The sequence below is a fragment of the Mesorhizobium sp. M0991 genome (assembly GCF_040318915.1).
Taxonomy (GTDB): domain Bacteria; phylum Pseudomonadota; class Alphaproteobacteria; order Rhizobiales; family Rhizobiaceae; genus Mesorhizobium.
Genome location: NZ_JAMYNE010000011.1, coordinates 26,089 through 47,898, shown reverse-complemented (window position 1 = coordinate 47,898; position 21,810 = coordinate 26,089). Strand labels below are relative to the sequence as shown.

25 protein-coding genes and 3 pseudogenes are annotated in these 21,810 nt (G+C 62.8%); 8 read left to right on the top strand and 20 right to left on the bottom strand.

Annotation, left to right across the window (positions count from 1 at the left end; all coding sequences use genetic code 11):
• Positions 1-96: 96 nt before the first annotated feature.
• Positions 97-492, top strand: a complete 396-nt coding sequence (locus tag NKH70_RS17475) for an acyl-CoA thioesterase (RefSeq protein WP_023678380.1) — start codon at positions 97-99, stop codon at positions 490-492.
• 142 nt (positions 493-634) lie between these two features.
• Positions 635-955 (top strand): hypothetical protein, encoded by a 321-nt coding sequence (locus NKH70_RS17470; RefSeq protein ID WP_023719143.1) that lies wholly within the window; start codon positions 635-637, stop codon positions 953-955.
• 50 nt (positions 956-1,005) lie between these two features.
• Here the strand turns inward: NKH70_RS17470 and NKH70_RS17465 are convergent, their stop codons facing one another.
• Positions 1,006-1,374, bottom strand: coding sequence for a winged helix-turn-helix transcriptional regulator (locus tag NKH70_RS17465; RefSeq protein ID WP_023678378.1), 369 nt, complete (start codon positions 1,372-1,374; stop codon positions 1,006-1,008).
• 91 nt (positions 1,375-1,465) lie between these two features.
• Between NKH70_RS17465 and NKH70_RS17460 the strand changes: the two genes are divergently transcribed.
• Positions 1,466-2,071 carry an NADPH-dependent FMN reductase gene (locus NKH70_RS17460; RefSeq protein ID WP_352978456.1) on the top strand — a complete coding sequence of 202 codons (606 nt, stop codon included), beginning with the start codon at positions 1,466-1,468 and terminating at the stop codon, positions 2,069-2,071.
• A gap of 71 nt (positions 2,072-2,142) precedes the next feature.
• Here the strand turns inward: NKH70_RS17460 and NKH70_RS17455 are convergent, their stop codons facing one another.
• Positions 2,143-2,535 (bottom strand): winged helix-turn-helix transcriptional regulator, encoded by a 393-nt coding sequence (locus NKH70_RS17455; protein WP_352713058.1) that lies wholly within the window; start codon positions 2,533-2,535, stop codon positions 2,143-2,145.
• Positions 2,536-2,633: 98 nt separating this feature from the next.
• On the opposite strand from NKH70_RS17455, the gene NKH70_RS17450 reads away from it, so the two are divergent.
• Positions 2,634-3,614: a quinone oxidoreductase family protein gene (locus NKH70_RS17450; RefSeq protein WP_353025754.1), complete on the top strand. Its 981-nt coding sequence runs from the start codon at positions 2,634-2,636 to the stop codon at positions 3,612-3,614.
• Positions 3,615-3,663: 49 nt separating this feature from the next.
• On the opposite strand, the pseudogene NKH70_RS17445 reads toward NKH70_RS17450, so the two are convergent.
• The 7 genes and pseudogenes from NKH70_RS17445 to NKH70_RS17415 all read right to left on the bottom strand — a co-directional run bounded on the left by NKH70_RS17445 (position 3,664) and on the right by NKH70_RS17415 (position 7,250).
• Positions 3,664-4,254 (bottom strand): annotated as a pseudogene (locus tag NKH70_RS17445) (HAD family acid phosphatase).
• 198 nt (positions 4,255-4,452) lie between these two features.
• Positions 4,453-4,713: a hypothetical protein gene (locus NKH70_RS17440; protein ID WP_352978460.1), complete on the bottom strand. Its 261-nt coding sequence runs from the start codon at positions 4,711-4,713 to the stop codon at positions 4,453-4,455.
• Positions 4,706-4,909, bottom strand: a pseudogene (locus tag NKH70_RS17435) (IS1 family transposase); the annotation flags it as partial. The gene NKH70_RS17440 and the pseudogene NKH70_RS17435, both read right to left, overlap by 8 nt.
• A 186-nt stretch (positions 4,910-5,095) precedes the next feature.
• Entirely contained in the window at positions 5,096-5,530 is a 435-nt protein-coding gene (locus NKH70_RS17430) for an FKBP-type peptidyl-prolyl cis-trans isomerase (protein ID WP_292658115.1), read from the bottom strand.
• 212 nt (positions 5,531-5,742) lie between these two features.
• Positions 5,743-6,471 carry an SDR family oxidoreductase gene (locus tag NKH70_RS17425; RefSeq protein ID WP_352978462.1) on the bottom strand — a complete coding sequence of 243 codons (729 nt, stop codon included), beginning with the start codon at positions 6,469-6,471 and terminating at the stop codon, positions 5,743-5,745.
• Between the two features lie 36 nt (positions 6,472-6,507).
• Positions 6,508-6,993 carry a VOC family protein gene (locus tag NKH70_RS17420; protein WP_352978464.1) on the bottom strand — a complete coding sequence of 162 codons (486 nt, stop codon included), beginning with the start codon at positions 6,991-6,993 and terminating at the stop codon, positions 6,508-6,510.
• A gap of 71 nt (positions 6,994-7,064) precedes the next feature.
• A complete protein-coding gene (locus NKH70_RS17415; protein WP_352978466.1) occupies positions 7,065-7,250 on the bottom strand; it encodes a DUF1127 domain-containing protein in 186 nt (61 codons plus the stop codon).
• A 204-nt stretch (positions 7,251-7,454) separates the two neighbouring features.
• Here NKH70_RS17415 and NKH70_RS17410 point away from each other — a divergent pair, with 204 nt between their 5' ends.
• Entirely contained in the window at positions 7,455-8,348 is an 894-nt protein-coding gene (locus NKH70_RS17410; RefSeq protein WP_352978467.1) for a transcriptional regulator GcvA, read from the top strand.
• A 49-nt stretch (positions 8,349-8,397) separates the two neighbouring features.
• Here the strand turns inward: NKH70_RS17410 and NKH70_RS17405 are convergent, their stop codons facing one another.
• The 4 genes from NKH70_RS17405 to NKH70_RS17390 form a co-directional block, all read right to left on the bottom strand.
• On the bottom strand, positions 8,398-9,177 hold the full coding sequence (locus NKH70_RS17405) for a class I SAM-dependent methyltransferase (RefSeq protein ID WP_352978528.1): 780 nt from the start codon (positions 9,175-9,177) through the stop codon (positions 8,398-8,400).
• Positions 9,178-9,297: 120 nt separating this feature from the next.
• Positions 9,298-9,771, bottom strand: a complete 474-nt coding sequence (locus NKH70_RS17400; RefSeq protein ID WP_352978530.1) for a VOC family protein — start codon at positions 9,769-9,771, stop codon at positions 9,298-9,300.
• Positions 9,772-10,067: 296 nt separating this feature from the next.
• Positions 10,068-12,065: an ABC transporter ATP-binding protein/permease gene (locus NKH70_RS17395; protein ID WP_352912500.1), complete on the bottom strand. Its 1,998-nt coding sequence runs from the start codon at positions 12,063-12,065 to the stop codon at positions 10,068-10,070.
• A 207-nt stretch (positions 12,066-12,272) separates the two neighbouring features.
• Positions 12,273-12,992 (bottom strand): cysteine hydrolase family protein, encoded by a 720-nt coding sequence (locus NKH70_RS17390; protein ID WP_352978469.1) that lies wholly within the window; start codon positions 12,990-12,992, stop codon positions 12,273-12,275.
• Positions 12,993-13,157: 165 nt separating this feature from the next.
• Between NKH70_RS17390 and NKH70_RS17385 the strand changes: the two genes are divergently transcribed.
• Positions 13,158-13,682: a hypothetical protein gene (locus NKH70_RS17385; RefSeq protein ID WP_353025752.1), complete on the top strand. Its 525-nt coding sequence runs from the start codon at positions 13,158-13,160 to the stop codon at positions 13,680-13,682.
• A gap of 7 nt (positions 13,683-13,689) precedes the next feature.
• Here the strand turns inward: NKH70_RS17385 and NKH70_RS17380 are convergent, their stop codons facing one another.
• On the bottom strand, positions 13,690-13,983 hold the full coding sequence (locus tag NKH70_RS17380) for a hypothetical protein (protein WP_352912497.1): 294 nt from the start codon (positions 13,981-13,983) through the stop codon (positions 13,690-13,692).
• A 216-nt stretch (positions 13,984-14,199) separates the two neighbouring features.
• Here NKH70_RS17380 and arr point away from each other — a divergent pair.
• Positions 14,200-14,608, top strand: a pseudogene (gene arr, locus NKH70_RS17375) (NAD(+)--rifampin ADP-ribosyltransferase).
• A 132-nt stretch (positions 14,609-14,740) separates the two neighbouring features.
• On the opposite strand, the gene NKH70_RS17370 reads toward arr, so the two are convergent.
• The 3 genes from NKH70_RS17370 to NKH70_RS17360 all read right to left on the bottom strand — a co-directional run bounded on the left by NKH70_RS17370 (position 14,741) and on the right by NKH70_RS17360 (position 17,867).
• Complete coding sequence (locus tag NKH70_RS17370) at positions 14,741-15,478, bottom strand: class I SAM-dependent DNA methyltransferase (RefSeq protein WP_352468471.1); 738 nt, start codon at positions 15,476-15,478, stop codon at positions 14,741-14,743.
• A gap of 76 nt (positions 15,479-15,554) precedes the next feature.
• Positions 15,555-16,865, bottom strand: coding sequence for a hemolysin family protein (locus tag NKH70_RS17365; protein WP_352912495.1), 1,311 nt, complete (start codon positions 16,863-16,865; stop codon positions 15,555-15,557).
• 87 nt (positions 16,866-16,952) lie between these two features.
• A complete protein-coding gene (locus NKH70_RS17360) occupies positions 16,953-17,867 on the bottom strand; it encodes a LysR family transcriptional regulator (protein ID WP_352912494.1) in 915 nt (304 codons plus the stop codon).
• Between the two features lie 127 nt (positions 17,868-17,994).
• Between NKH70_RS17360 and NKH70_RS17355 the strand changes: the two genes are divergently transcribed.
• Positions 17,995-19,014 carry a zinc-dependent alcohol dehydrogenase family protein gene (locus NKH70_RS17355; RefSeq protein WP_353025750.1) on the top strand — a complete coding sequence of 340 codons (1,020 nt, stop codon included), beginning with the start codon at positions 17,995-17,997 and terminating at the stop codon, positions 19,012-19,014.
• 48 nt (positions 19,015-19,062) lie between these two features.
• Here the strand turns inward: NKH70_RS17355 and NKH70_RS17350 are convergent, their stop codons facing one another.
• From NKH70_RS17350 to NKH70_RS17340, 3 genes are all read right to left on the bottom strand, one after another.
• A complete protein-coding gene (locus NKH70_RS17350; RefSeq protein ID WP_353025748.1) occupies positions 19,063-19,770 on the bottom strand; it encodes an LssY C-terminal domain-containing protein in 708 nt (235 codons plus the stop codon).
• A gap of 66 nt (positions 19,771-19,836) precedes the next feature.
• Complete coding sequence (locus NKH70_RS17345; RefSeq protein ID WP_353025747.1) at positions 19,837-20,691, bottom strand: extensin-like domain-containing protein; 855 nt, start codon at positions 20,689-20,691, stop codon at positions 19,837-19,839.
• A gap of 117 nt (positions 20,692-20,808) precedes the next feature.
• On the bottom strand, positions 20,809-21,768 hold the full coding sequence (locus NKH70_RS17340; protein ID WP_352912489.1) for an extensin-like domain-containing protein: 960 nt from the start codon (positions 21,766-21,768) through the stop codon (positions 20,809-20,811).
• Between the last annotated feature and the right edge of the window lie 42 nt (positions 21,769-21,810).

The window sequence follows — 21,810 nt, the reverse complement described above, 5'->3', positions numbered from 1 at the left end:
AACGCAATCCTACTAGTTGCCACCATTCAGCGGCGTTGACCTGTCCGTGCCATGACGATACGGGATCGGGCGATCGGCTTCGAGAGGATTGGCCAAATGGTGCATTACGCGGACGGGCGGCCGATCGGCGATCTGACGCTCAGGACGCTGGCCATGCCTTCCGACGCCAATGCGGCGGGCGATATTTTCGGCGGCTGGGTGATGGCGCAGATGGATCTCGCCTGCGGCATCCGCGCCGCCGAGCGCGCCAAGGGCCGCGTGGTGACGGCGGCGGTGAAGGAAATGTCCTTCGCCAAGCCGATGAAGATCGGCGACACGCTGTGCATCTATACCCATGTCGAACGTGTCGGCCGTACCTCGATGACGCTCAAGGTCGAGGCCTGGGCGCAGCGCTATCTCTCCGACCTGATGGAGAAGGTCACCCATGCCGACTTCGTCATGGTGGCGCTGGACGGCGAAGGCAAGCCGAAGGCGGTTCCGGCCGAAGGCTGACCGGCCTGATTCCAGAAGACGGATTTAAACAGCCGTCTCTCCCGCGCGGGGGATGCGGGCAGCGATCCCGCGTGGTTTTTGACCAACGGGTTCCCGCATGCGCGCCTGCAACGCGACCGGCGGGATCTTGGGAGGAAAGACAATGCGTCAACACATGCTGAACGCTGCCCTGGCCGGTGCCTTTGCAGCCTTGCTCTGCCTGTCGTCCGCAAGTGCTTTTGCCGAGGTCAAAAAAGGCGATCCAGGCGCCACTTGCACGTCGGAAAACCGCACCATCAACGGGCAAGCGGCCAAGTGCGAGATCTGCTCGGCGACGAAATGCGACACCAGCGGCACGACGGTGAGCAATTGCCGCAAGGAGACGACCACGACCTGCACGATTGGCGGCAAGGTGGTCAGTCCCAACCCGAAATGGAACCGGATCGAGAAGCTGCCGAAGAGCAAGATGCAGTTACAGCAGTAGGGCTCATCCGGAGCATCCCCGACAGGTTCAAACCCTTGCAGCGCAAGGGTTCAGCTGTGCATGGCGTCGAATTTTTCACGCGCCGCCTTGACGCGCTCTGTGTTCTTGCGTGCCCATTCGCCGAGCGCATCGACCGGCACCAGAAGCTCGTAGCCAAGATCGGTCAATTCGTAGTCGACCCGCGGCGGGATGGTCGGGAACACCGTGCGGGTGACGAAGCCGTCGCGCTCGAGCCCGCGCAAAGTGGTGGTCAGCATCTTTTGCGAAATTCCGCCGACCGCGCTGCGCAGCTCGTTGAAGCGCAGCGGCCCATTGCCAAGCTTGCCGACCACGAGCACCGTCCATTTGTCGCCGACGCGCTGCAGGATTTCCGAGATGGCGCGGCAGTCCTCGGTGCGGTGCGGGTGCCTTGGTAACAAAAAAGTGCCTCCTTGCACATTGAGCGGCCAGTTACTCATATAGCTCAGGTATCTAAACGATACCAGTATTCCCGTAAGGAGAGCCCCCTCTATGTCAAAACCCAAAATCGCCGTCATCATTGGTTCGACCCGCGCGGCCCGCTTTGCCGACGTCCCGACCCAATGGATTGCCAAGATCGCCAAGTCGCACGCCGACATCGACGTTGAAGTCGTCGACCTGCGCGATTTCCCGCTGCCGTTCTTCGATGAGGTCGCATCCTCCGCCTGGGTGCCGTCGCAGAACGAAGTGGCGCAGCGCTGGCAAAAGAAGGTCGCCGGATTCGACGGCTTCATCTTCACCGCCGCGGAATACAATCATGGCCCGACGGCCGTGCTGAAGAACGCCATCGACTACGCCGCCAACGAGTGGAACAAGAAGCCGGCCGGCTTCGTCGGCTATGGCAGCGTCGGTGGCGCGCGCGCGGTCGAGCAGCTGAGGCTGCATGCGGTCGAGTTGCAGATGGCGCCGGTAAAGTCCGCCGTACACATCGCCTGGGCCGATTTCCTTGCCGTCAAGCAAGGCGACAAGAAGCTCGACGAGTTCGAGCACCTCAACCAGGCGGCAACCGCGCTGGTCAACGACATTGCATGGTGGGCCAGGGTGCTGAAGACGGCGCGTCAGGCCGATGCCGTCGCCGACGAAGTCAAGGCGGCCTGAGCAGGTCGAACAGTCCTCCCAAGGATTAATTCTCCCAAGCATTGGGGCGGCGCATGCGCCGCCCTTTTTGTTCACACGGCATGCGCGTCCTGCGCCTGCCGTGGCCTGATGATGCAATCGGCAAGGCGGTCCATCTCATTCAGCTCGTCGGCGTGATGCTGGCCCCACTGGCAAAGTGCCAGCAGGATCGGCTCGAGGCTGAGGCCGAGCCGCGTCGCCGAATATTCGACGCGCGAGGGGATCTCGGCAAAGATCTCGCGGCGCACGAGGCCGTGCTCTTCCATTTCGCGAAGCTGCTGGATCAGCACTTTCTGGGTAATGCCGGGCATCAGCGCCTGCAGCGCCGACAGCCGCCGCGGCCCGTCGAAGAGATGGTACAGGATGACCGCCTTCCAGCGGCCCGAAATCACTTTCAGCGCGCGCTCCGCCGGCAGCATCGGCAGCCTCTTGATCAGCTTGGCCATGGTCACCTCCCGGTCAGTCGCGGACAAATCGGTGTGTAGTCGAAGCCAGGCAGATAGTGGCAAACAGCGGCCGATGCCAATAGCGATCGGTGCATGCCATGAGAGCCATTCAACTGAACCGTTTCGGCGGGCCCGACGTTCTCGACATAGCCGCGGTGCCGAAGCCTGAGCCGCAAGCCGGCGAGGTCCTGGTCCGCGTTCGGGCGGCCGGGGTGAATTTCTTCGAAGTGCTGATGCGCGCGGATCGCTATGCGGTGACGCCGCAACTGCCGATGATCCCTGGCGTCGAGGCCGCCGGGATCGTCGAGGCGCTCGGGCAGGGGGTGGAGGCTTCCTTGCTCGGCACGCGCGTCGCCGCGCCGTTGTTCGCCTCGAGCCGCCCGCTTGGCGGCTATTCCGAGTATGCGACGATCGACGCAAGCCTGGCCGTGCCCTTGCCGGATGCGCTCTCGTTCGAAAACGCGACGGCGTTGATGGTGCAAGGACTGACGGCGCTGCATCTGTCGCGGCAAAGCCCGCCCGGCGGCAAATCGGTGCTGGTCGCCGCTGCCGCGGGCGGCGTCGGTTCGTTGCTTGTCCAGCTTGCGAAGCGGGCAGGGGCGAGCAATGTCATCGCGGCAGCCGGCAGCAAGGCCAAGCTCGATCTTGCTTTGTCACTGGGGGCCGATGCTGCCGTCGATTATAGCAACACGGATTGGCCGGAGCACGTCCGGGCAGCGACAGGTGGCGCTGGCGTCGACATCATCTACGACATTGTCGGCGGCCCGCTGACGGCGGCTGCGCTCGAGGCTCTGGCGCCTCGCGGAGAGCTGGTGTTTGCGGCACTTGGCAGATACGCGCTCGGCGCCCCGCAGATGGAGGCGATGATCGGCCGCAACCAGTCGCTGAGGGGTTTTGCCCTGCTTCCGTTGCTGTCTACGGACGGGCTCCGTGACGATCTTTTGGAGCTTTTCGATCTGGCCGCTGGTGGTCAGCTTGTGGTGACCAAAGGTGGCCGCTTCCCGCTCGACCAGGCCAGCCACGCACATCGCCTGCTGGAGGAGCGCGGCGCGACCGGCAAAGTTGTCTTGATACCTTAGTAGGTGCTCGGCAAGGAGCCGAGGATCCGGGCTTGCACCGTACAGGCCGTCAGCGAACCCGGTAGAATGGATTTGGCAGCAGGAACAGCTTCTCGGCATGCCCGCCGAACAGATCGGACGGCTGGTCACCGACATTGGCAATTATCGTGTAGCCGGCCTTTTCGATTTCGGCCCTTATGGGTGCCTTGAAATCTGCGGCGGAACCATATTTGGCCCCAGGCTGGACCATGTAAAGTTGCTCATAGCCGGCATAGCCGGCCGACTGCAGGTTCTATTCGGTTGCCTGACGCTGGTCCTCCGGACGTCCGGTGATGAAGAACACCGCGACTTTCGCCGTTCGTGCCTGCCGGAAGACCTCCAGCACCGGGTCGATGGCCGGATCCTTCGCAAGCTGGTCCCAGGCGGCCCAGCCACAGGGACCGTCGATTGCGATGTCGCAGGCGCCGCCGATCGGGCGGCCGAAATTGTCACGTGTGATCACTTCCCAGTTGGCCAAAGCCGTCTCGTCGATATCGAGCACCAGTGCGGGGCGAGGCACCTCCGTCGCGCGCTTTACGACCCAGTCGCCGGCCTGCTTCGCTACTGCGGCAAGGTCGCGATCATAGTCGCCGGAATCATGATAATTGGCAGCCGCCAGCATCGCATCGCCGACATTGGCTGGCTGGGACGGGCTTGTGAGAAGGAGTGAGTCGGAACGTGCCGGCACAGGAACATTTGTGCCGATCATCAGCACGATTGCCCCGGCACGCGCAATTCTATTCCAACCAATTGCCCGCATCACGAGACTTTGCGGTCACGAGAAGTCGGCTGTCAAGCGAGGTCTTCCACAGGTAGTGGGTCAGTTTGAAATCTGTCTCGCCTGAACGTGTCTTAATAGCCAGACGACATATCGTTCCATATCAAGCCTGCGAGCGGTTCCAAGTACTCTTGCCCAGGTATCCTGAGGACTGGCGCCAGACGCGATCATGGCCGGTGCGTTGTGAAATGAGTCAGCGAGCATCCGTGCTTTGGATAGATCATCGGTCGCGCGAATTTCGACGAGAACGATGCCAAGCGCCATCAGAACATTTTCGTTCGTGATGGGTTTAGGATCAATCAATTGAGACGCCTTTCTTCTGGTACGGTCCGCGCACTATTGGCTTCTCGGCTTCATTGGCTCCGATTAGCGCAACGATATCGCCGATCTCCCAAAGCTTGCCAGTCACGCCAGCGGCCATCGCCGGCGTCATGCGCAGTGAAGCATGAATGCGGACAAAGTTGTAATACATGAAGTGGAGGGCGACCGCGTTGGCGTGAGCCTACAGGTCCTCGAAACTGCGACGCTGACTTGGACATTCCAGATGCCGAATGTCTCTATGGGTTGCTGCAAGCTACACGATTTCCGCCGTTGCGGTCTTTGCCTCCGACAGGTGACGCACCGCCGAAACCGCCGGCGGAAGTGCGTCACCCGAAGTCATAGCCACCACGGCCTTTGCCGTACGCTACGCCGCCTGAACGATCTCGACCAGCTCGACGTCGAACACCAGATCCCGTCCCGCCAATGGATGATTGCCGTCGAGCTTGACGCTGGTGTCGTCCACGCCGACGACTGTTACCGGCATCGGGCGCCCCTCTGGGGTTCTGACCTGTAATCGACTGCCGATATCGACGTTGATGTTGTCTGGTACGCGGGCGCGGTCGACGGTCATGACCGCTTCGGGGCGGTGGGGGCCATAGGCGGCGTCGGCGGGAATGGTGACGGTGCTTTTCGCGCCCACCTCCATGCCCTCGACATGGGTTTCGAGACCGGCGATCACTTGTCCTTCACCCAGCGTGAATTGCAGCGGTTCGTTGCCGGAAGAATCGAACTGAGTGCCGTCGGCCAGGCGGCCATTGTAATTGATGCGCACGGTGTCGCCATTCTTGGCCTGTGTCATGATAGCCATCCTTTGAAAGTTTCGAGGGGCCGGCCAAAGCTCACGGTCCCGTCCTCGATCATCCACGCACTCGGGTGCGCGGCGCGAAACGCTAAAACTAGGGACCTGGCTGCCGATGTAAACCCCGATTGAGCGACGCCGGCATGACCCGCCGGCGTTCGTCGCCTCGGCAGCAGTGCACCGGACTAGCGGTCGCGGTATGCAAATGGCGGCTAGATCAGGTTATGGCCGCCATCGATGCGCATTGTCTCGCCGGTCGTGAAGTCGCTTTCCATGAGGTAGACGTAGGCGGCGGCCACGTCCGCGGCGGTCGGAATTTTTCTCGACGGCAAACGGGCAGCCATGTCGGCAAAGAAGCCGGATTTGGCTTCTCCAACGATGTCCCACATAGGTGTATCGACCCATCCGGGAGACACGACATTGACGCGCGTCGGCGCCAGTTCGAGCGCCAGGGCGCGGGCGAAGTAGCTGAATGAACCGGCAATCGCGGCGACGACCGAGCCTCCCGGCACCGGCGGCCGATCCTTGTTTATTCCCGAGGTGAAGGTCATGGAGCCACCGGCCTTCAGGGTGTGCACAGCATGCTTGGAGAGCATGACGGCGGCAATCAGCTTGTTATCGACGAAGCCTCGCACAGCCTCCATGTCGGTACTGCCGATGGGATCGCCGGGCGGCAGTGTTCCGGCGGTCGATACGAGATGATCGAAGGGACCGACCTCTTCGAAAAGGCGGGCGACGTCTGCTTCGTCGGTCATGTCGGCGACCACGCTTGTCACGCGATTACCTGCATTGAGCGTCCGTTCGGCAGCCTGCAGTTTCTCGGGCGACCGGCCGACGATCACGACCTTCGCTCCGCCGTTGAGAGCAGCTTCCGCGACGCCGAGACCGATGCCGGAGCTGCCGCCGACGACGATGACTTTCTTGTCCACGAGCGATGTCATGGGGGTTCTCCATTCGTTGCGATTGCGGTGGGAGAGTCAGGCCTTGCCGGCGTAGGCGGCTTCGAGCTCGGCGATGATGATCTTGCGCATCCCATACATCGCCTGCCGGACGCGGTTGGCCTTTTCGCGATCCGGATCGGCACTGAGCCGCGGCAGGATTTCCGGGATGACCTGCCAGTAGACGCCGTATCTGTCGGTGAGCCAGCCGCAGGGTTGTGCCCTGCCGCCGCCGGCGGTGAGCGCCTCATAGTAGTAGTCGGTCTCGGCCTGGTCCTTGGTCTCGATGTAGAGCGAGAGCCGCTCGTTGAAGGGCGGCTGCGGCCCGGCATTGAGCGCAGTAAGGTGCAGACCCTCGAGCTCGAAATCGAAGGTGGCATGCGGGACCGTCTTGTTGGTTCCGGACACCCAGTCGGTGTATTCGACGGTCTGGAGCGCTTTGCTGTTCTTGAAGACCGAGAGATAGAAATCGCGGGCTTGCTCCGCATCGGTGTTGAACCAGAGGAATGGGTGGATGGTGGCCATGTCCGTTCTCCATTAATTCCTTGCGCAGCGATCTTCGGCGAAGAGCCTGTCCGCTGTTGCTTTCGTTCAGGCTAGCGGTAGTCCGACGGCCGATAGACCGAGCCGTCCCAGTCGCGGGCGAACCCGAGGTCTTCGAGCCGGCGGGTCGAGAAGCGTGCAATCTGCCGCTCGGTCCAGCGCCGGCTGCTCGAGGCGAGGATGCGGCCGGCCATGCCGGTCAGGACGTCGACGATGGGTTCAACTCGTTTGGCGGTCATGGTGCTCTCCCAGAGTGGCGGCAGTTTTGGTTTCAGCAGTTGCCCCGCGATCTTCGTCAGCGAGAGTATCAGTCACACAAACTTGCTTTTTTCAGCAGCGGTGAATGACTGATTACGTGAGCAAACATGCCGCCTCCCGGCCTGGACGACAAACGACTTATCGGCGACTATGTGTGAGCGTTGCTCACACATAGGGATCGATCCATGCCCCGGAAGCTGCCTCCTCTCACCACCTTGCCGAGCTTCGAGGCCGCGGCGCGCCTGTTGAGTTTCTCCAAGGCGGCAGAGGAGCTTCATGTCACCCACGGCGCCATCAGCCGGGCGATCAAGAATCTTGAGGATCAGCTCGGTGTGCAACTGTTCGAGCGCGGCACGCGCTCGGTGAGCCTGACAGCCGTTGGCGAGCCCTATGCGCGGGCGGTGCGCGAGGTGCTCGCCCAGTTGGCCACCGCCACCGCTGCCGCAACAACTCGCTATTCGAGCTCGACATTGAACGTCAGTACCTCCGATGGCTTCGCGGGGAGATGGCTGGTGCCGCGCCTCTACCGCTTTCACCGAGCGCATGGCGACGTCGATGTGCGGGTTTCGACGAGCGGGAAACTAACCAACTTCCTTGGCGACGGCATCGACGTCGCCGTCCGTTATGGCAGCGGAAACTATCCGGGGCTCACGTCAGAGTTCCTCACCGGCGAGGAGGTGTTTCCGGTGTGCAGCCCAAAGCTTCTTGAGGGCGCATACCCGCTCCGTACGCCTCAGGACCTCAGACATCACACGCTGATCCGTGACAGCTTTCCAATCGACTGGGCGACCTGGCTGGCAAGCGCCGGGGTCGAGGGCGTGGACCCGCAGAGCGGGATTACCTTCGACTCTGCCACCTTTGCCATGGAGTCGGCCGCACAAGGCGAGGGGGTGGTGCTCGGCCGGACCATGCTCGTTGCGGCCGACCTCGCCGCCGGGCGACTTGTCCGCCCCTTCAGCCACGCCCTGAAATCCCCCTCCAGCTTCTATCTCGTCTACCCGCCAGAGGCGATCCGTCAGCGCAAAGTCAAGGCTTTCCGGGATTGGCTGCTTTCAGAAGTCGCGCCGCAACTGGACTGACGGGAAGGCCGAGAGAACAGGATCGTCTACAGATCAAATCGAGCGGTTACTATCGGCTCGCCCGAACTGCGGTGATGATCCAGGCACGCGAGTCAAAAAGCACACCGTCCGCGGTCAAGTGCGCGTCGAGCAGATCGCGCAACCGCCGCAGCGCCGCGTCGACATCCACATCCGCGCGGGCGAGCGGATCCTTCACCAGTTGCAGGCCAAGCAAAGCGTCATAGGCCGCATCGACGTCCTGGCCGTAGAAGACCGGCTGATGGACTTCGGCAAAGTCGACCGAAACAAAACCGGATGCACGCAAGATCTCCGCGGTGATGGCGGGGTCGCCAAGCGAAAACGGGGTGGCGGCGCCCGCCGAAATGGTTGTCCCCGGCGCAATTGCCCGCTGAATGGCAGTCGCCCACTCGTTGCGGTCCCGGCACTGCCATACCATCCATACAACACGTGCCCCTGGTCGCATCGCCCGGCCGATATTGGCGAACGCCGCCGCCGGATCGGCAAAGAACATCACGCCAAACCGACTGATGCACAGATCGAAGCCGGCAGGCGGAAACACCAGCAATTGCGCATCGCCGCGCTCAAAGGCGACGTTTCGCAATCCCTCTTCCGCACTACGCCTCCGGGCGATCTCGAGCATCTCCGCCGATACGTCCACGCCAAGCACGCTGCCTTCCACCGCGACGCGGGCAGCATCGCGAGAGGATTGTCCCGAACCGCATCCGATATCGAGCACGCGATCGCGCGTTCCCGCCTTGACCGCAGCCCTGAAGACCTCGTTGTGCCGTCGCAGTTCGGCGTCGTAAAACTCAGCGCAGTTCAACACCATCGCACGCCTGCCTGGACATGATGGGCACGGCGGCATTCCCAGCCGCTCCGCTCTGATCTTATCGATGACCTCCTCATCAGGGGTGATGCACCGACTTCCGCTTCGGGTCACCCAGCACTATCAGCCGCGCCGCGCCGCCTCGATGGCTGCAACGTCGATTTTCTTCATCTCCATCATCGCTTCGAATGCGCGCTTTGCTTCATCGCCGCCGGCGGCCATCGCTTCGGTCAGCACGCGCGGCGTGATTTGCCAGGAGATGCCCCATTTGTCCTTGCACCAGCCGCACGCACTCTCCTGGCCGCCATTGCCGACGATGGCGTTCCAGTAGCGGTCGGTCTCCTGCTGATCGTCGGTGGCGATCTGGAAGGAGAAGGCTTCGTTGTGTTTGAACGCGGGCCCGCCATTAAGGCCGAGACAGGGGATGCCGGCGACCATGAACTCGACCGTCAGCACGTCGCCCGCCTTGCCGGACGGGTAGTCGCTGGGAGCGCGGTGGACGGATTTCACCGAGCTGTCGGGAAAAGTCTCGGCATAGAAGCGGGCCGCAGCCTCGGCGTCCTTGTCGTACCAAAGGCAGATCGTGTTCTTGGCGATTGTCATTGCTGGTCCCTTTGCTTTCGAAATCAATCTGGGCTTTTGATGCCATTCCGGGTTTTGCAGCCAATTCGGCCATTTTCCTGCCCTCGGGGCGTTTCGCAGCCGGCGTCGGCGTTGCACCACGAACAGGAATGCGCTCGCACCATCCGACGTTCCGACCGCGGCAGCTGCACGGAATCAAGGTACCACGGCTGGTGCTTTCAGGACCAGATGTGGGCAGTGACTCGAACAGGCGAGGTCCGCCGGGTCCTGACCGGCGGCCTCACTTTTTGTGTAGGGCAGCTCCACTTTGCTCAAGGTCGCGCTGGCTTTCCGTTGGCGCGCCGTTGCCTCAGAAGGCGCATGAGCAAGTTCCGTCTGTCCTTGCGCGGGACGAGTTCGATGTCGCTGACAAGTTTTGCGCCGCCCTTGTGCCGCTCCAATGTGATCTTGCGGCTATGGAAGGCTTCCAGCTCGGCGCGATGCGCTACGCTTATGATGGTGACCTTCGGCAATTCGCGAATGATCATCTCCATCATCTTGTCCTGGCTCTTCTCATCGAGTGCCGACGTTGCCTCATCCAGCACGATGATATCGGGGCGGTGCAGCAGAAGACGCGCGAAGGCGAGCCGCTGCTTTTCGCCACCCGACAAGGTCTGGTCCCATGGCGCGTCCTCCTCGATCCTATCGTTGAGGTAGTCGAGTCCCACCTTGTCGAGGGCAGCCTTGATCTTATTCAGCGTCCAGTTGTCGGCGGCGCCTGGATAGGCGACTGCGCGGCGAAGCGTCCCGGTGGGGATGTACGGCCGTTGCGGCAACATGAACAACCGCCTGTCGGCGCGGATGTTGACGCTGCCGCTACCCCACGGCCACAGACCTGCGACGGCCCGCACCAGCGTACTCTTGCCCGAGCCGGATTCGCCGGCCACGAGCACCCGTTCGCCTGGTTGGATCACGACCTCGGTTTCCTTGACCACGGCGGTGCCGTCGTCGAGCGACACGGAGAGATTGTTCAGGCTGAGCATCGCATCGCCTTCGGTTTCGCCCCGCTTTATGCGTCCCAGCGTGTTGCTCTGCTCCGCCCGCTCGAGCCCGTCGAGCGACATCATCAGCGAGGCGATGCGTCGTGCACAGGCGTTCCAGTCTGCGAGACGGGGATAGTTGTCGACCAGCCATCCGAATGCGCCCTGCACGATGGCAAACGCCGAGGCAGCCTGCATGACCTGTCCAAGTGTCATGCTGCCTTCGAGGAACTTTGGAGCGCAAAGCAAGACCGGCACGACAGGCGCAAACAGGCTCGACCCCTGCGACACCAGCGCCGTGCGCATGTGCTGGCCTGCAAGGAGCGCCCATTGCCTGAGCACATGGGCGAATGTCTTGTCCATGCCGCTGCGCTCCTCCTCCTCGCCGCCGAGCAATGCGATGCTCTCGCCGTTTTCCCGCACGCGCGTCAGCGTGTAGCGGAACTCGGCTTCCGCCTGATTTTTTTCCTCGGAGAGGTGGACGAAATGGCGGCCAATGACCGCCATCGAGGTGGACGTGATCGCGGCATAGAGCACTGCGGTGATGACCAGGAAGCCGGGAATGGTGACGGTCGAACCTTCAATCGTCAGGGTCAGGGCGCCGCCGATCGTCCAGAGCACCACGATGAAGGTCGAGGCCGACAGAAATGCGACGATGACACCGGCGATGAAATCGACGGGCGATTCGGTGGCAATCCGCAAATCCTCGGCGATGCGGGCTTCGGGGTTGCTGTGGTCGCCGCCGACGAGGTTCAGCTGATAGTAGCGGCCGCTTGCGAGCCAACGTGCGATGACCGCAGTGGTGAGCCAGGAACGCCAGCGGCGCTGTATCCTCATGCGAAAGAAGACTTGTGCCACCACGAGGCTGGCGCTTCCGAGCACGAGTGGCACGAAAACGGCGCTCAGCCAATATACGGTGTGGGCATCGCGTTGCTCAATGGCGTCGAAAATTGCGCGATTCCAGACATTGATCCCATACTGGAAGCCGACATTGGTGACGATCAGGACCAACAGCCCGATCGTCAACGGCCAAGCGACCCTGTCGCCACTGCTGCCCCAATAGCCGCGCGCGCTGATCCAGAAGCGCTTCAGCAGATATCTCTTGCGCGCCTGCTCGGCCTCTTCAGGTGTCAACTCCGGATCGGGTTCGATGAAATCCGGCGGCGGCGAGGGCTCGCCGACGACCTCGGACGCGACTTCGACGGTCGATTGCTTCTCATGGCGCGACTTCTCGACATCGCGCGATTGGGCGCCGTCAACCGATTTCGGCTTGAATTGAGCCTCGGGCATCCGGCGATAACGGCTTAAAAATCAGAAGGTTTCATAGCGTCCGCTCGAGATGCCGGATGCCGACAACGCCTAGCCTTCTCAGCTGTTCCGGTGCTCGCAGCAGCCTAGGTCGTTCTCGAGGACAGCCTTTGATCGTTGCGGGGCAGACGTGCCGGCGAGCTTGCACTCTTGCCAGCCATTCCGTGCATCAGATTGCGCAACCAGTCTTCACTCGGCCGCTGCGCGCCCCGCAGCCAAGGCACCGATCACGGCATCGGAGTCCGCCGTCCAGCCGAAGAGAAGCTCGATGGTGAGCAGCGACGCTTCATGATTGCTGCGCGGCGCGTCGGCGGCGATCAGCTCTGTCGTGCAATCCCGGAGCACGATGCAGCGGTAATCGCGGAACGCTGCGTCGCGGACCGTCGACTCGACGCATACGCTGGTCGTTGCCCCGGTAAATATCAGCGTGTCGATCCGTCGCGCGCGCAACGTCGAGTCGAGCGGGGTTTCGAAGAATGCGCTGAAGCGGTGCTTGGAGATCACCGCGTCCCCGGGTTGCGGGGAGAGTTCCGCAACAATTGCCGTATTCCAGGTGTCGCGCACGAGGATGCGGCTTTCGCTGCCGTCAGGGGCGGTAACGACTTGCCCGGCGTTGAAGCGCTTGTGCTTGATACGGTGCGGGGCATCTTCGTTGCCGGCATCGGAGAGGTCGGCATTGTGCTGCTGCTTCGTGTAGACGATGAACAATCCCGCGTTGCGAGCCGCTTCGAGCACCCGTGAAATGGGCTGGATGAGACGTGCTATAGGAGCAACGTCGAGGCCGGCGAGGTCGAACATACCACCCCGGCTGCCGAAATCGTGCTGCATGTCGATGACGACAACAGCCGTTCGAGCGGGCTCGAAGCTCACCGTCTCAGGCCTCGCGGCGATGGAATGTTGCGTTCCCATGTACAGACCCCCGAAATCGCATATGCACGCTGACGGTTGCTTCAGGGGCAACAATATCATGATTGCCGGCCGCCGTATCGGCCCCGCGTCACCCCCGAGTCTGCAACAAAGCATCACCCTGCTGCGGTCTCGACAATTCGCTTCAGGCTCTCAGGCTTTGTCCGCATGCCGCGTTCGAAGAGGCTGGACGCAAGCGGCGCGAGAAGTGCCATCCGCCCGAGTCAACAGGATCGAGGAGAAGAGATCATCTCGATTGCGATTGCGAGCATCTGCTGCTCAGCAGGACCGTGCCAGCCCCGAATTCCGGAACAAGGGTGCGATTTTGCCGTTGAGCCAGAAACTGGAAGCGACCGCATGTCCGAATTGCCGAATGAAGAGATCGAAGGGCGGCTGAACGCCCAGCGCGAGACTTTGGCGCTGGTCGTCGCGCTGCTTGCCAGCAAGGATACGGCGCCCGAGCGAATATGGGCCGAACTGGAGGCCCGTTTTCAGTTTCCGAACAGTCAGGAGGACCCTGGCGTCCTGCCAAGCAGCGCATTCGCCATCGAGGCTGCGAAGATGCGGGAATTCAAGCTGATCGCGGACGAGGCGCGGGCGCGCAATGCGGAATGGAACAGCAGGGACGAGCCACAGGGCGCCAGCCGAAACCCCGGCGAGTGGATGCAGGACCGGCTATTTTACGGTGACTGAGCAAGCGTCAGCTCTGCTGCAAAAATGCACGCGCCAACTCTTGCCATTCCTCGTCAAGCGTTAAGGTCGACGGCGCGGCGTTGCTGCGGCGATACCAATATTCCGCATTCGACTGGTCGCCTTCCTTGCGATGGAGATAGGCATGAACGTGCATGCCCACCGTATCGTCGCGCTGCTGCGCGCACTCGTGCGCCTTAGCCCAATCGCCCTTTGCATCCCACCACAGCGCCTGCAGGGCAGGGCTCAAGCCGGCTGGCGGCTGTGGTTTTGCAATCGAATCCCTGAAGGCTTGCAGATCCATTTTTCCACCATAGCGACGGTACTGGGCGCCGATAATAACCGCGCCGGCAGCCGACCGCTAGCGTGCATCGGGCGGGGCGACTGGAACGGGTGTCAGGAGTGCTGAGAGCGGACGTCCGATAACCGCACAGCCAGACGCTTGATTCGATGACGTGCATGAAATAGTGCGCACCACGACACCATGATGCCTGAGACAGCGAGGATGAGTAGCGAGCCGATGACAGCCCCCGACAACCCGCGCCAATTCTACCACGGCACCCGGGCCGACCTTAAACCGGGAGACCTGATCGAAGCCGGCTACAGCTCCAATTACGGCGCGAGAAAGCAGGCAGCCTGGGTCTATCTGACCGGCACTCTGGATGCGGCAATCTGGGGTGCAGAGCTGGCCGCTGGTGACGGACGGGGAAAGGATCTATATCGTGGAGCCAACCGGCCCGATCATGGACGACCCCAATCTTACGGACAAGAAATTTCCCGGCAATCCGACGCAGTCCTATCGCTGCCGCGAGCCGCTCAGGATCACGGGCGAGGTCACCGAGTGGCAGGGCCACTCCCCCGAGCGGCTGAAGGAGATGAAGGACCATCTCGAACGGCTGAAGGCGCAAGGCATCGAGGCAATCGATTGATCGCTAAATCCTGCGATTGCCAAGCTTGGCTCTGACCTACGGTCGGCGGCAGTCGCCGCGAAATACGGCTCCACGTCCGCAATGGGTCCGCGAGTTGTCGTTCCTTGCAGGTTGGAGAGCGGATGCTCCTTTTCATCTCGTCGCGAACGTGATGATCTCCGGGCTCGAAGGGCCAAGTGGGCTGCCGTCAAAGCCGCCGAATTGCTGTTCGATCCGTAGCCCCGCGTTCCCCAGCAGGCTCGATAAGGCGTCCATGTCGAGGAATCGCAAGGTGCTGCGACTAACTTGCGGAAGGCTCGGATGCTTTCCGCCGAACCTGTGGGTGAATGTCACCGTCTGTCCGTCGAACGGCATGATCACCTCTGTTGTGATCTGCACCAGAGACCCGTCAGGTAGCTCAACGACGACCGCATTTTCGGGTGTCCAGCGTTCCCACGCCCGCACCGAAGGGTTCCGCGTTTCGAACGCAAAGCATCCGCCTGGCACAAGGGCCTGTTGCGCAGCCGCCATGAAATCCCCCAGGTCTTCGTCGCTGACAAGGGCCTGGAATGCGTGCCCCGTCATCACAATGAGATCAAACTCGGCTGTCCAGCCCGCCGATTGGAGATCGCCGAGGACCCATTCGATATCCGTGCGCGTTCGTGCGCGATTCAACACGCCGGGTGCTGGGTCGATGCCGCAGAGCCGCCCTGAATGTCCGGCCAGGCGTGCCTCGTGAAGGAGGGTGCCCGTTCCACATCCGACATCAAGCACCGCGTCTGCTGTTAGAATGCGGGGCAGGTAGAAATCATAGTCGTCGCGCGCAGATCTCGGGTGCCAGGCATCGTAGACGGCAGCGAGATATGGGTCGGCGAAAAGGTGATCGACCATAGGCGGTATTCCCAATCAACTTTGACTGTGCGAGCGGTGTCGCCGCGAGCATATAGCCCACAAGTCGCGCCGCTTCTTACCGCACGACCTCGCGGTGGCGGCCGGGCAGGCGGGTGGCGATGAGCTTGTCGATGCGGCGGCCGTCGAGATCGACCACCTCGAAGCGCCAGCCTTGCGCGTCTACACATTCGCCGGTCGCCGGCAGATGGTGCAAATGCGACAGCACATAGCCGGCGACGGTTTCGTAGTCGCGGTTCTCGGGCAGGTCGATGCCGAGGACCTCCGCCATCTCGTCGGCCTGCATGTAGCCGGCGAGCAGCCATGAGCCGTCCTCGCGCTTGACGGCGTTTTCCTCGTCGCCGGCATCGAGGTCCGAGCGGAAGACGCCGGTGATCGCTTCCAGAATGTCGGCCGGGGTGACGATGCCTTCGAAATGGCCGTATTCGTCATGCACCAGCGCCATCGGCACGTCGGATTCCTTCAGCGTCGCAAGCACGTCCAGCGCGTCGGCCTGGTCATGCACGATTGGCGCGGCGCGTACGTGCCGGCGCGGGTCGAGGGCGCGGCCGCCGAGCATTGCGGCCAGCACGTCGCGGGTCTGGACGACGCCGATCATGGCGTCGACGCCGCCGTCGCCGGCCGGCAGGCGCGAATGCTGGGTGTCCATCAGCAGCTTCCTGATGGCGGCCTCGTCGGCTTGCAGATTGATCCAGTCGACCTCGGTGCGCGGCGTCATCACCGCGCGCACGGCACGGTCGCCGAGCCGCATGACGCCGGCGATCATGCGGCGTTCGTCGGATTCGATGGTGCCGTGGTGCTCGGCTTCGGCGACCAGCATCTTGATCTCCTCGTCGGTGACCTTGTCCTCGCTCTGGCCGTGCTGGCCAAGCAGCCACAGGAGGGCGCGGCCGGAAAAGTCGAGCAGGAAGACCAGCGGCGCCGAGACGCTGGCGAGGATGGTCATTGCCGGAGCGACCCTGACGGCGACCCGTTCGGGATCGCGCAAGGCGATCTGCTTGGGCACCAGTTCGCCGATGATCAGCGAGCCATATGTTATGATGGCGACGACGATGCCGACGCCGAGCGGGTCGGCGAGGCTTTCGCGGACGCCGGCCGACGCCAGGAAGGTGGCCAGCCGCTCGCCGAGCGTGGCGCCGGAAAAGGCGCCGGACAGGACGCCGACCAAAGTGATGCCGATCTGCACCGACGACAGGAATTTTCCCGGATTGGCGCCTAGCGCCAGAGCCCGGCCGGCGCCCTTGATGTTGCGGTCGATCATCGTCTTGAGGCGCGCCGGGCGCGACGAGACGATGGCGAGCTCGGACATCGACAGAAGGCCGTTCACGCAGATGAGGACGACCACGATGGCAATTTCAGCATAAAGCATGCCGGGTCCATAGCATTGCCGCGCGGTTTTCGAAAATAGAACGGTCGCGCTTTTTAAATTTAGCGAGCCGGGCAATCAGGCGGCACCTCATGCGGCATCCCAGGGCGGCGCGGAAAAATGCTCGATCAGGGCGTCGACGACGACGCGCACCTTTGGCGCGAGGTTGCGTGTTACCGGCCAGATGGCATGCACCACCGTGTTTTCGACAAGACAGTCCGACAGAACCATTTCGAGCTTGCCGCGCCTGATGCTGTCGGCCGTCAGCCATGTCGGCAGATAGACGATGCCGCAGCCGGCCAGTACCGCATCGAGCATCGGTTCGCCGTGGCCGAGCACCAGCCGCGCCTTGGGTGCGAATTTTTCGAGGCGGCCGTTGACATGCCTGACGGTCCACGGATGGACCGTGCCGTCGCGGCCATAGCCGATGAGGCTGTGCCTGGCCAGGTCCTCGATCGAGTGCGGCCTGCCATGGGCGTCGAGATAGGCGGGGGCGGCGACGATGGCCGAACGCTGGGCATAGATGCGGCGCGCGGCGAGCGACAAGCTGTCGTCCAGGTCGCCCATGCGCACCGCCAGGTCGATGCCTTCCTCGATCAGGTCGACGCGCCGGTCGTTGAACGAGATTTCCATCGTCAGATCCGGGAATTTTTTGGAAATGCCGAACAGCAGCGGGGCGACGCACCGGCGGCCGAAAGCCAAAGGCAGGTCGACGCGCAGCCGGCCGGAAGGCACCTGCTTGCGCGATGCCAACAGCGACTGGGCGGCTTCGATCTCGGCCAATGCCCTGACGCAGGCTTCGTAATAGCTCAGGCCCTCGCTGGTCGGGCTGAGGCTGCGGGTGGTGCGGTTGAGCAGGCGAACGCCCAACCGCTGTTCCAGCTGTGCGATCGACTTGCCGACCGCCGATTTCGTGACATGCAGCCGTGCGCCGGCGCCAGTGAAGCTGCCGGCCTCCACCGTATGAACGAATGCGACGATGCCTTGCAAATTGGCCGATTCCAATGAAGCGCTCCTATTATAGAGTTTTGCTCCTTAATCTGTTGCAGAACATGCCACATGGAAGCACTTTTCTCCATAGTGAAACGGCGTAAATGTCTCGCGCAACCATCAACCACGGAGCGCGAACCAAATGAGCACCGAAAACAGATCCTGGCAGATGAACGGTTTCGGCCTGTCCAGGCTGAAGCCGGCTGAGGGAAAGCTGCCCCAACCCGGGCCGCATGATCTGCTGGTACGCGTCACAGCGATATCGCTGAATTACAAGGACAGGATGATCGTCGATGGCGTGCTGATACCGGACCTCAGCTTTCCGTTCGTGCCGACATCGGACGCGGTGGGCGAGGTGGTGGCCATCGGCGGCAAAGTCAGCCGCTTCGGCATCGGGCAGCGCGTGCTCGGCCAGGTGATCGCCGACTGGCCGGACGGCGACGCGCCGCCCGTGCTGCACAAGCATACGCTGGGTTCGTCACTGCCCGGGACGTTGTCCGAGCATGTGCTTTTTCATGAGGATGCCGCCGTGGCGGCGCCGCCGTCGCTCAGCGACGTCGAGGCATCGACGCTGCCGATCGCGGCGCTGACGGCGTGGTTCGCGCTGGTCGAGGCGGCCAAGCCGATCCCGGGCGAAACCGTACTCATCCAGGGCACCGGCGGCGTGTCGCTGTTTGCGCTGCAATTTGCCGCCGCCTTCGGCCTGCGCGCCATTGTCACCTCGAGCAGCGACGAGAAGCTGGAGCGGGCGAAGGCGCTCGGCGCCTGGAAGGGGATCAATTATCGCAGCCAGCCGGCATGGGACGAGGCGGCGCGCGAACTGACAAACGGGGCCGGCGTCAGGCATGTGCTGGAAATGGTCGGCGGCGACAATGCGCGGCGCTCGCTCAATGCGCTGGGCGCCGACGGCAGGCTGTCGCTCATCGGCCTTCTCGGCAGCATGGAGTTCAGTTTTCCGATCATTCCGTTCCTGCGCAACCGGATCGTCGTACAAGGCATATCGATCGGCCACCGCCGCGCTTTCGAGCGAATGAACCAGGCGATCGAGACGCTGGCGATCAAGCCGGTGATCGACAAGGTGTTTGGCTTCGACGACGTGCCGCAGGCATTTGAGCGTCTGGAGACGGGACCGTATGGCAAGATCGTGATCACCGTGCCCTGACCTCGTCGGGACGAAAATGGCTGTCAGACGGGAAGGCCGATTGCGCGCCTACGGCAGTTGCAGCAGGACGCCGATGATGGCCTTGCCGTCGGTGAAATAGGGATCGCCTTCGCCGTTGCGCCCGGTCTTTGTGGCGCCGACGCCTGGTATCTCGCTGGTCGAGATCAGCGTGCCGGCTGCGGAGAGGTCGCGCATCAGCGCATGGCGCTCGGCGTCGATGTCGGGGCCGATGTGGTGGGTGATCGCGCCGGTGTCATGGCTGAGGCCGACGCCGCGGTCGAAGCTTGCCGAGCCAAGCCAAAGCGGCCGGCCGTCGTCTCCGGTCGCATCGGTCTGCCAGAAGCGGACGTGGTGGCGCCGGTCGGCGCTGTCGCCGACCGGCTTTTCGAAGGCGAGGTCCTGGGCGCGTCCTTCGAACAGCAGCCGACTGACCGGCGCGTCGGGATAGGGGCGGTTAAACAGCACGCTTTCGCCGATCTCGATGGCGGTCTTCAGCGTGACCGCGTCTGCCGTATCCCAGCCGGCGACGGCAAAAGAATGGACAAGCTCCTTCTTGGTGCCGACAAGGCCGACATTGATCGGATCGCCCGGAATGCCTTGCGGCGTATGCGTCACCATCTCGAATTGGCGGCTGCGAAAATTGCGGTCCCGCAACGTCCAGAACTCAGGCGCGGCGAAATAGGCGAGCGAGAGATAAGCGGCACAGCATGCCACCAACCAGGTCGTTGCACGTCGTCGAAGGCTTCGTTGGCTCAAGAGGCACCACCCAAGCGTCTGCGCACCATCTTAATCGGCGCAGCAGGTCTTGGGCAGGGGCCGCAATCACCGGCAGGCGCGATAGCCGTTCTTGCGGTACTTGATGTCGAAATGGAAATGGTTGCGGTGGTCGTAATTGTAGCCGGGGCCGAGCACGGTGGTGAAATACTGGCAGCCGTCGGCGCGCACATTGTTGAGGAAGCCGCGTGTGCGGAAGGCGAACAGGCCGGGCTTGCGGACGTCGATGTCGTCGCCATTGTTGAGCTCGATGCTCATCACGTCAAGCGCATTGCCCTTGCCGTGTTCCGACAAAACACCTTCGCCGGCGATCCTGCGGCAGGAATAGCTCGAGCCCTGGTGAATGGTCTTGACGCCTGAAAAATAGCGCCAGCGGGCCGACGGGACGAGTTCGTTCCTGGTCCAGCCGGCAAAGGTGGCGGCCATGTCGCAGGTCAGCGTCGCGGCCGGCTTCATCTCGACGCTGCCGATGGCCGAGACCTTGACCGGATAGTCGATGCCGCACTGGCCTTCATGGATCGGCGCAACGTCGGTGTAGACGACGCCGAGGCGTTTCAGTTCCTTGCGGCAATCGATCTCTGCGGCCGGCATCTGTTCGGCCGGCGACATCGGGTTATCCAGGCGCGGATAGGCGGCCGTCATATAGAGATTGGACGGGACGAGACGCTGCATGCCGGAATATTCCGGGCCGGAATCTTGCGGGCCGGAATATTGTGGGTCGGAATTGGGCGGGACGGCAGCGGTCTGGCTGCCGACGTCGACGGCCGGCTGCAGCGACAGCACGCTGCCGGTGTTGCAGGCCGAGACCGCCGCAATGGCAAGCATGGCGGCAAGCCTGCCGGCCATGTGCGCGCATTCTGTGTGCCGCGCAGCGGCAAACGCAGCGCGAAATAGCCCGGCCATCGGAAGGGTTCCCTGTCCCTGGATGGCACAGACTCTAAACCTGAAGAGTAAAGGAAAAATCAGCGGCTGCGTTCACGCCTGCGGCTAAATTGCGGCGCCCATTATCGGCGGCCGAGGTCATTGGCAAAACGTGCCGCCATTGCGGCGCGGTTCGAGGTCGAAGTGGAGATGCAGCGAATGATCGGCATCGCTGCCGGGGCCAAGCACGGTCTTGAACGGCCCGCAGGCCGCCTTGCGCACTGCATCCAGGAATTTCGCGTCCTTCTCCGGCGGCGTTGGACCGACATCGATCTCTTTGCCGTCGGAGAGCGTGAAGCTGGCGATGTCGAGCGCGTTGCCGAAGGCGTGCTCCGACAGTTTGCCGCCGGCGTGGCGCGGCCGGCAGACGAAGGCGGAGGCCTGGCCGATCGATTTGATATCCGTGCCGAACTCGGCCTTTGCGGCAGGCTGGATGACCGAAGCAGCAAAGCGGACGGCCGCTTCCGCCATCTGGCAATTGAGCTCGGGCTCCGGGCCGATGGCGATGGATTTGCCGAGTGTCTTCAGCACGATCGGGTAGGGGATCGAGCAACCGACCGCCGTATCATGCTCGGGCTTGCGCTCCTCGAAATCGACGCCCATCGACTTCAGCCGCCTGCGGCAGGCCAACTCCTCGCCCGGCATTTCTTTCCCGGCAATGGCGGCCGATCGAGGATCTGGAAGGATTTTTTGCTCCGCCTTTTTGTCTGCCTCGGCCGGGTTTGGTGGCGCGCCCGGTGGGCTTGCCGGCGGCTCAGCCCGCGCCGGCTTTTCGGGCCGCTGCGGTGCAATCGCCGGCGGCTCCGGCTGCTCGGTCTTTGGTTCGCCATTTTGGGGCTGGCCGCTCTGGGGCTGGCCGTTCTGGGACTGACCGCCTTGGGGCTGAGTGGCCTGGGGCGGCTCCGGAGCATCCTCCGGGCGCGGTTCGGGGACCGGGATCTCGGTTGGTAGCGGCGGAGTGATTTGCCGGTTGAACTGCGGAACCGGTGCAGTTTGCGGTAGTTCGGGCGCCTTGGCTAAAACGGATCCCGTCAGCGACGTAGCCGCAACGACCAGCATCAATCTGTCCAATCTGAAAAGGCCAAACGCCGCCATTAGTTC

Bases quoted from the DNA above. Each gene is read 5' to 3' on its own strand.
- NKH70_RS17475 (WP_023678380.1), top strand. From the start codon at position 97: ATGGTGCATTACGCGGACGGGCGGCCGATCGGCGATCTGACGCTCAGG.
- NKH70_RS17470 (WP_023719143.1), top strand. From the start codon at position 635: ATGCGTCAACACATGCTGAACGCTGCCCTGGCCGGTGCCTTTGCAGCC.
- NKH70_RS17460 (WP_352978456.1), top strand. From the start codon at position 1,466: ATGTCAAAACCCAAAATCGCCGTCATCATTGGTTCGACCCGCGCGGCC.
- NKH70_RS17455 (WP_352713058.1), bottom strand. From the start codon at position 2,535: ATGGCCAAGCTGATCAAGAGGCTGCCGATGCTGCCGGCGGAGCGCGCG.
- NKH70_RS17450 (WP_353025754.1), top strand. From the start codon at position 2,634: ATGAGAGCCATTCAACTGAACCGTTTCGGCGGGCCCGACGTTCTCGAC.
- NKH70_RS17430 (WP_292658115.1), bottom strand. From the start codon at position 5,530: ATGACACAGGCCAAGAATGGCGACACCGTGCGCATCAATTACAATGGC.
- NKH70_RS17425 (WP_352978462.1), bottom strand. From the start codon at position 6,471: ATGACATCGCTCGTGGACAAGAAAGTCATCGTCGTCGGCGGCAGCTCC.
- NKH70_RS17420 (WP_352978464.1), bottom strand. From the start codon at position 6,993: ATGGCCACCATCCACCCATTCCTCTGGTTCAACACCGATGCGGAGCAA.
- NKH70_RS17415 (WP_352978466.1), bottom strand. From the start codon at position 7,250: ATGACCGCCAAACGAGTTGAACCCATCGTCGACGTCCTGACCGGCATG.
- NKH70_RS17410 (WP_352978467.1), top strand. From the start codon at position 7,455: ATGCCCCGGAAGCTGCCTCCTCTCACCACCTTGCCGAGCTTCGAGGCC.
- NKH70_RS17405 (WP_352978528.1), bottom strand. From the start codon at position 9,177: ATGGTGTTGAACTGCGCTGAGTTTTACGACGCCGAACTGCGACGGCAC.
- NKH70_RS17395 (WP_352912500.1), bottom strand. From the start codon at position 12,065: ATGCCCGAGGCTCAATTCAAGCCGAAATCGGTTGACGGCGCCCAATCG.
- NKH70_RS17390 (WP_352978469.1), bottom strand. From the start codon at position 12,992: ATGGGAACGCAACATTCCATCGCCGCGAGGCCTGAGACGGTGAGCTTC.
- NKH70_RS17385 (WP_353025752.1), top strand. From the start codon at position 13,158: ATGCCGCGTTCGAAGAGGCTGGACGCAAGCGGCGCGAGAAGTGCCATC.
- NKH70_RS17380 (WP_352912497.1), bottom strand. From the start codon at position 13,983: ATGGATCTGCAAGCCTTCAGGGATTCGATTGCAAAACCACAGCCGCCA.
- NKH70_RS17370 (WP_352468471.1), bottom strand. From the start codon at position 15,478: ATGGTCGATCACCTTTTCGCCGACCCATATCTCGCTGCCGTCTACGAT.
- NKH70_RS17365 (WP_352912495.1), bottom strand. From the start codon at position 16,865: ATGCTTTATGCTGAAATTGCCATCGTGGTCGTCCTCATCTGCGTGAAC.
- NKH70_RS17355 (WP_353025750.1), top strand. From the start codon at position 17,995: ATGAGCACCGAAAACAGATCCTGGCAGATGAACGGTTTCGGCCTGTCC.
- NKH70_RS17345 (WP_353025747.1), bottom strand. From the start codon at position 20,691: ATGGCCGGGCTATTTCGCGCTGCGTTTGCCGCTGCGCGGCACACAGAA.
- NKH70_RS17340 (WP_352912489.1), bottom strand. From the start codon at position 21,768: ATGCTGGTCGTTGCGGCTACGTCGCTGACGGGATCCGTTTTAGCCAAG.